General features: G+C 62.7%; 7 protein-coding genes. All 7 read right to left on the bottom strand.

The genetic code is table 11. The annotated features are described in order from the left end of the window. On the bottom strand, positions 1 to 995 hold a 995-nt coding region (locus AUL38_RS14345; protein ID WP_369795326.1), incomplete at its 3' end, for a hypothetical protein. Positions 996 to 1616: 621 nt separating this feature from the next. Beyond that, complete coding sequence (locus AUL38_RS14340) at positions 1617 to 1850, bottom strand: hypothetical protein (protein ID WP_153006620.1); 234 nt, start codon at positions 1848 to 1850, stop codon at positions 1617 to 1619. 496 nt (positions 1851 to 2346) lie between these two features. Continuing rightward, positions 2347 to 3177 carry a TSUP family transporter gene (locus tag AUL38_RS14335; protein ID WP_059063081.1) on the bottom strand — a complete coding sequence of 277 codons (831 nt, stop codon included), beginning with the start codon at positions 3175 to 3177 and terminating at the stop codon, positions 2347 to 2349. A 78-nt stretch (positions 3178 to 3255) separates the two neighbouring features. Further along, positions 3256 to 4182 (bottom strand): amino acid ABC transporter permease, encoded by a 927-nt coding sequence (locus tag AUL38_RS14330; RefSeq protein ID WP_059063094.1) that lies wholly within the window; start codon positions 4180 to 4182, stop codon positions 3256 to 3258. Beyond that, positions 4179 to 4835 carry an amino acid ABC transporter permease gene (locus AUL38_RS14325; protein WP_059063079.1) on the bottom strand — a complete coding sequence of 219 codons (657 nt, stop codon included), beginning with the start codon at positions 4833 to 4835 and terminating at the stop codon, positions 4179 to 4181. The genes AUL38_RS14330 and AUL38_RS14325 overlap by 4 nt, the downstream gene beginning before the upstream one ends. 70 nt (positions 4836 to 4905) lie before the next feature. Then, complete coding sequence (locus AUL38_RS14320; protein ID WP_059063077.1) at positions 4906 to 5817, bottom strand: glutamate ABC transporter substrate-binding protein; 912 nt, start codon at positions 5815 to 5817, stop codon at positions 4906 to 4908. Between the two features lie 53 nt (positions 5818 to 5870). Further along, positions 5871 to 6617: an amino acid ABC transporter ATP-binding protein gene (locus tag AUL38_RS14315; protein ID WP_059063075.1), complete on the bottom strand. Its 747-nt coding sequence runs from the start codon at positions 6615 to 6617 to the stop codon at positions 5871 to 5873. Positions 6618 to 6676 lie beyond the last annotated feature (59 nt).

Here is a 6676-nt window from a genome sequence, read left to right as displayed (position 1 = left end):
ACATCCGCAGTAAACACCGCGCCACCATTCGCAGGATCAAACGTCACCGTGTGCGACACCACAGCAAACTGCGCGAACACGGTCTGCCCGCTGGCGATCGCCTCGGTCACCGCTTGTCCACCGGTGGGGCTGTCGAACCAACCGACGAACGTGCTGCCAGCTGGTGGAGTAGGATCGACGCTCGGGAGGTCAACAGGATCACCGGGATTCGCAACTTCGAACCACCCGCCCGTTGCTGTCGAGTCACTTACGAAAGTACCTGCAGCGCCAGGGAGCGCTGGCGCGAGCCCCGACCAGGATCCGCCATTTTCAACGGCGTTAAAGCGAACGTAGTCCATCGTGTAGCTGCCCGCGTCTTGTTCGTCGCCGGCCCGATACTCAACCCCTCGCTCGTCGGCAGTCAGGCCTCCGCTGGCCGTGACAACGCGTGAAGCGGTGTGAGTGTCCGAGGTGAGCGGCGGCACAATGGCAACTGTCGGGACGGCGGCATGTTCAGCAGCGTCACGACTGTCTCCCGCTTGGACCGAGGTGTTGTTCGCCGCAGCCACCGGGCTTGCTGTCCCAAAGACACCAAGCACGAATGCGTCTTGTTGAGCAGCTGGCAGTTTGCAGCCCGCCCCGCCCGTGCATGTGAGGCCCGAGACAGAATTACTCAGGGTGAAGATGTTGTCCGAGATGGCCCCGATCGGCCGGAGGAACCCGCCAGATCCGATCGAGCTGTGCGTACCGAAATCGACTCCGCCTCGACCATCGGCCTTTGTGTTGCCCACGAACGTGCTGTTACTGATATTCACGTCGACCCGGAGGGATGCTTGGATCGCACCGCCGGTGTCTGACCCACCTGAGTCACCCGAGGAGTTGTTCACAAACGTAGAGTTACTGACCGTCATCGTGGACGAGAATGGCCGGTTCGCTGAGTCGTTACGGCCTTCAATGAAGATCGCTGCCCCGTCATCTTCCGCAATGTTTCCTTCGAAGGTGCTGTTCGTAACCACCAGCGAGCCCTTCATGCTGGAGTTTGCATTGAACACAGAAATAGCCCCACCGTCGGCACTGCCCGGAGTGCTCGCAGAGTACGTGCTGTTTCCCTGGAATAGATCGTTGTGCAGCGTAAGTAGAACGTTGGAGTTATGCAGCGCTATTGCCCCGCCCCTGGGTTGGGTCCCACCGTCTTTGAAGGAGTTGTCACGAAACAGCGAGTTCGTGATCGTGAGCCTCCCTGCGCTGCCAGCGCCAACTCTTGCCGCACCTCCGGAGTATCCGTAGCCCCCGGTCGATACGTTCTCAGTCACAGTCACGCGGTCCATCACTGTCTCTGCCGCCGCGTTGTTGCGCCCGAACGAGCATGCTGCTGCCGAAGATGCAGTGTTGCGACTGAGGGTGACGTCTTTGATGCTCAGAAGCCCGGATCCGCCTCCACCAAGGTTGAGCGCAGTCGAACCGATCCCGGAGATCGTCAGCGCCCGCAAAGAGACTGTGGCGGCATCGTTCTGTGTGGTCTGCAGACCACCGTTGCTGAGCCCAGGAGTTGGGAGGAGGGTAAGGTTCTGCAGCGTCGTTGAGGTGGTCCCGCCGACCTGAATGTTCAGGTGGTTCCCTGATGGTGGCGCCAGCAGTTAGTGGCCGGCACCGTCCACCGTGATTGTCGAACCGTGTGAGTTACTCAGCCCAACGGAAGCAGGAAGTGCCTCGGGGAAGGAGGCGCCAAGCACGATCTCGGTGTCGGTGACTGCGTCGGCAAAAGCCGTCTGTAGCTCTGGTACCGACTCCACGGTCACAGAAGTGGCTGCGTGTGCAGTCGCGCTTCCGAGCAGTGGCGATGCGATGAGTGCCGCAGCGACTGTGAGCACCGAGAGCACTCGAGGGACACGCCAGCTTCGAGTTGCACTTTCGATACGCACATTTCTTGGGTTCATACTAACAAACGCTATAGATCATCTTCGCAAAGTCAAGGTTTGACCGATGTTTGAGCGATGAAATTCCCAAATCTGAGTAGTGCGCTTGCCCGGCACTCAATTCACAGACGTTGCAGCTGAGGGCCTTCGGACCAGTCCTTGGGGAGAACGCAACTTCGTGTGCGACTCGAAAGCTCGAGCATTCCCCAACGCCCGCTCAGCATCGATCAACGTGCTACAGACCGCGGTGAGCTAGGAGCGTGTCCATCTCCGGTCAAGCCTGTTCGCAGTCACGATTCCCCGTCGCCTCAATGTCAACCACGCCCAATTTCTGGTAGTTCTCCCTGATGTAGCGGGGACGCTGTTCGACCCGACAACCAGCGAGGTCTGCGATCATCGATTGCTCTGTCGAGGCACTCCCGATCTGGCATAGCTATCGTCGATGACAGATCTACCGGGCCCCGCCCCACACATCGAAGCCGAGCTTCACGATGAGCGCCCCGACGATGATGAGGAAGAGCACACGCACGAACTTGGCGCCACGCGCGATCGCCATCCGCGACCCGAGGACGCTGCCAGCAACGTTGGCAACGGCCATGAGGAGGCCGAGCGGCCAGAGCACCGCCCCGAGCGGGATGAACAGGATGAGTGCACCGAGGTTGGTCGCGAAGTTCACGATCTTCGCTTGCGCGCTCGCCATGAGAAAGTCGTAGCCGAGCAGTCCGACGAGCGCGATCACGAGGAACGTACCAGTACCGGGGCCAATGAGTCCGTCGTAGAAACCGATCGCCGCGCCTGCGATGCCGGCGAGCCCGACGTGTTTCGCACCTGAGTACTTGAGTTTCGTGACCGCGCCGAGCGCCGGTTTGAAGATCGTGATGAGCGCGACGACGATGAGCGCAACCATGATGATCGGTGTGAACACTTCGGCGGGTAGGAAGGCTGCAAGCGACGCCCCGCCGATCGCGGCGAGCAGCGCAACGATCGCCATCGGCAGCGCCGTCGTCAAGCTCGGGCGCACGCTCCGGTAGTAGCTCACGCTGCTCGCGGCAGTGCCGAACACCGATGCGAGCTTGTTCGTAGCCAACGCCTGCACTGGAGTGAGGCCGGGAACGAGCAGCAGCGCAGGCAGTTGGATGAGCCCGCCGCCGCCGACGACCGCGTCAACCCAGCCGGCCGCAAACGCGGCAAGGAGCAGGAGCAGGATGCCGCCCCAGTCGAGGCCGTCGACGCCGATGTCGAACGGCAACGCGAGAGCTGCGTGCAGCGCGAGCTGGCTCATAACATGGGGCCTTTCGGGAGGAACGGCGTCGCAGGAAGCACAGCGCACGGGGCCCCGCCTCGCGGAGCCCCGTGTGGCTTACGGGCGGTCGTGCTGTACCGAGAGTACCTCGGTGAGCGTGCCGTCGAGGTGCAGGCGCGGATCGCCAGGCTGCACCGGAACCGTGCCGGTCGACGTCGTCTCACCGCCGGCCGTCCCGGGGCCGCTCCGCAGTCGCTTCTCAACGATGTGCGCAATCCACGACATGATGAGACACATCACGATGTAGATGCCACCGATGACGAACGCTGACTGGAGCAGCGGTCGTTCGAACTGCGCATTGCTGCTGAGCTGCTTCGCAAGGTACAGCAGCTCAGGGTAGGTAATGATGAAGCCGAGCGCGGTGTCCTTCATGGTGACGACGAGCTGCGCGATGATGACGGGCAGCATCGCCCGGACCGCCTGCGGCAGCAGGATGAGCCGCATGACGCCGCTCTTGCGCAGCCCGATCGCGTAGCCTGCCTCTTTCTGGCCGCGCGGCAGCGATTCGATGCCAGCGCGGAGCGCCTCAGCAAGGACCGAGCCGTTGTAGACCACCAGGGCGATGACGACTGCCCAATAGGGTTCCATCTTGACACCCACCGACGGCAGACCGTAGTAGAGGAGCATCATCATGACGAGCACGGGAACGGCGCGGAAGAGCTCGGTGATCGCCATGAATGGCGCCCGCACCCAGCGGTGGTCGGAGAGCCGGCCGATCGCGAGCACGAACCCGAGCACGAGGCTGAGCACCGCGGCGAGACCGAAGGCGGCGAGCGTCTTCCCGAGCGCGGTGAGGATCTGCTCCCAGATCACGGTGTAGGTGAAAATGCCCCACTTCGTTGCCGAGAACTGGCCCGACAGCGCGAAACGGTAGACGAGGAACGCGACGACCGCGAGGACGACAACCACCGTCGCGACCGCGATCAGGCGGTTGCGCATGATTGCCTTCGGGCCCGGAACGTCGTACAGCACTGAGGTGCTCATCGCACGATCCTCCATTTCTTCTCAAGCCGGTTCTGGATCGCGCTGAGCACGAATACCAAGACCACGAATACGAGCGCGACCCAGAGCAGCACTTCCATCGGGCTACCCGGCCGGTCGCCCGAGTCGTTGACGGTGGCGCGGAGCGCAGCGAGCTCGGAGACCGAGAAGCCCGCGGCGATCGTCGTGTTCTTCAGGAGTGCGATAAACACGCTCATCATGGGTGGCACGACGGAGCGAAAGGCCTGCGGGAGGACGACGTTCGTCATGACCTGTCCGAAGGGAAGTCCGATCGCGCGAGCGGCCTCGGCCTGCCCGACGGGAACGGTGTTGATGCCGGCGCGGATCACCTCTGCGACGTAGGTCGCGGTGTAGATACCGATCGCCAGGATGCCGAGCACGAGCGGGCTCAGGCGTGGCAGCCCGAGAGCCGGGTAGCCGCGGACGAAGAAGAAGAACACGAGCGTCAGGGGCGTGTTACGGATGATGTTCACGTACACCGTGCCGACGCCGCGGGCGATGGGAACGGGCGACACCCGCATCGCGCCGACGATCAGGCCGAGCACCAGGGCGATGACCCCACCACCCGCGAACACGATGAGCGTGTTCTTGATCGCGGTCCCCCAGAGGTCTAGGTTCCCGAAGATGACGTCCATTCGTCTTCCTTCTGTGAGATGAAACTCGGGGGTGGAATGCGCCACCCCCGAGCTTCAGAACTGAGGTCGCTTAGTACGCGTCGACCGCGGGCTGTTCGACCGTGATGCCGGAGTCGCCGAGGTTCTGGTCGAAGATCTTCGTCCAGACGTCGCCGCCGTCGGTGAACATGTCGTTGATGTGTGCGCGGAGCACGTCATCGCCCTTTGCGAGGCCCACGCCGTACTGCTCCTCGGTGAAGACGGGGCCGCTCGTGACCATGAGCTTCTCCGGCTGCTGCGCGGCGTAGCCGATGAGGATCGCCTGATCGGTGGTGACCGCATCGACCTGGCCGTTCACGAGGTTCTCGACGCATGCCGAGTAGAGGTCGAACTCCTGCGGATCAATCTCCGGGAAGTTCTCCTTGATATTCTGGATCGGAGTTGAGCCGGTCGCCGAGCAAACAGTCTTGCCGTTGAGCTCTTCGAGCTTCTGGAAGTCGGTTTCGCCCTGGCGTACGAGGAGGCCCTGGCCGGTGATGAAGTACGGGCCGGCAAAATCGATCTCGGTCTTGCGCTTGTCGTTGATCGAGTAGGTGCCGACGTAGTAGTCGACATCACCGTTCACAATCGCCTGTTCGCGGTTTGCCGAGGCGATGGCCTTGTACTTGATGTCGTCCTCGTCCATGCCAAGCGACGCAGCGATCCAGCGGGCGATGTCGACGTCGAAGCCGCTTCGCTCCTGGGTGACGTTGTCGAAGTATCCGAGGCCAGGCTGGTCTTCCTTGACGCCGATGACAACCTTGCCGCGCTCCTGAATCTTGTCGAAGGTCGGGCTGCCCTCAAGGCTGACGCCTTCTTCGACGGTCCACGGGGTGCTCGCTGCTGCGGGCTCCGAGCCGCCGTCGCCCTCCGGCGCTGCCGGGCTGCCGCTGTTGCAGCCGGTGAGGACGAGCGCGGCCGCTGCGACGAGGCCTGCTGCTGCGAAAGCTTTCTTGAATCGCATGGTGCGTTCCTTTCGGTTGGGACTGGGCTGCCCGGTGCGGGCCGCCCGTCGGATTAGTTCGTGATGAGCTTGGACAGGAAGTCCTTTGCTCGGTCACTCTGCGGGTTCGTAAAGAATTCGTCTGGGGTCGCCGATTCGATGATGCGACCGTCGGCCATGAATACGACGCGGTCGGCGGCTTTGCGGGCGAAGCCCATCTCGTGGGTGACGACGACCATCGTCATACCGTCTTTCGCGAGGCCGACCATGACGTCGAGCACCTCGTTGATCATCTCGGGGTCGAGCGCGCTGGTCGGCTCGTCGAAGAGCATGACCTTGGGCTTCATCGCGAGGGCGCGTGCGATGGCGACGCGCTGCTGCTGCCCGCCGGAGAGCTGCGCGGGGAGCTTCGTTGCCTGCTTGTCTACGCCCACGCGGGTGAGGAGCTCCATGGCTTCCTTGTTCGCGTCGGCCTTCGATTTGCCCAGCACCTTGATGGGGCCGAGCGTCACGTTCTCGAGGATCGTCAGGTGCGCGAACAGGTTGAACGATTGGAACACCATCCCGACATCGGCGCGGAGCTTCGCGAGCCCCTTGCCCTCAGCCGGGAGTTCCTTGCCGTCGATGCGGATCGAGCCGCTCGTGATGGTCTCGAGACGATTGATCGAGCGGCACAGCGTCGACTTACCGGAGCCAGATGGCCCGATCACAACGACGACCTCGCCGCGGTCGACCGTGAGGTTCACGTCGGTCAGCGCCTGGAATTCGCCGTAGTGCTTCTGCACGTTCTCGACGACGACCAGCGGTTCGCTCGCACTCATCTATGTTCCACCTTTGGATCCTGACCGCGAGCGCGGACTGCGCTGCGTCGGCACACTGC

Origin of the sequence: Leucobacter sp. G161, from assembly GCF_001482305.1 — a bacterium.
GTDB lineage: Bacteria > Actinomycetota > Actinomycetes > Actinomycetales > Microbacteriaceae > Leucobacter.
Note: the sequence above shows the minus strand (reverse complement) of the source record. Positions and strands in the feature narration are given on the sequence as shown.

Bases quoted from the DNA above. Each gene is read 5' to 3' on its own strand.
- AUL38_RS14335 (WP_059063081.1), bottom strand. From the start codon at position 3,177: ATGAGCCAGCTCGCGCTGCACGCAGCTCTCGCGTTGCCGTTCGACATC.
- AUL38_RS14330 (WP_059063094.1), bottom strand. From the start codon at position 4,182: ATGAGCACCTCAGTGCTGTACGACGTTCCGGGCCCGAAGGCAATCATG.
- AUL38_RS14325 (WP_059063079.1), bottom strand. From the start codon at position 4,835: ATGGACGTCATCTTCGGGAACCTAGACCTCTGGGGGACCGCGATCAAG.
- AUL38_RS14320 (WP_059063077.1), bottom strand. From the start codon at position 5,817: ATGCGATTCAAGAAAGCTTTCGCAGCAGCAGGCCTCGTCGCAGCGGCC.
- AUL38_RS14315 (WP_059063075.1), bottom strand. From the start codon at position 6,617: ATGAGTGCGAGCGAACCGCTGGTCGTCGTCGAGAACGTGCAGAAGCAC.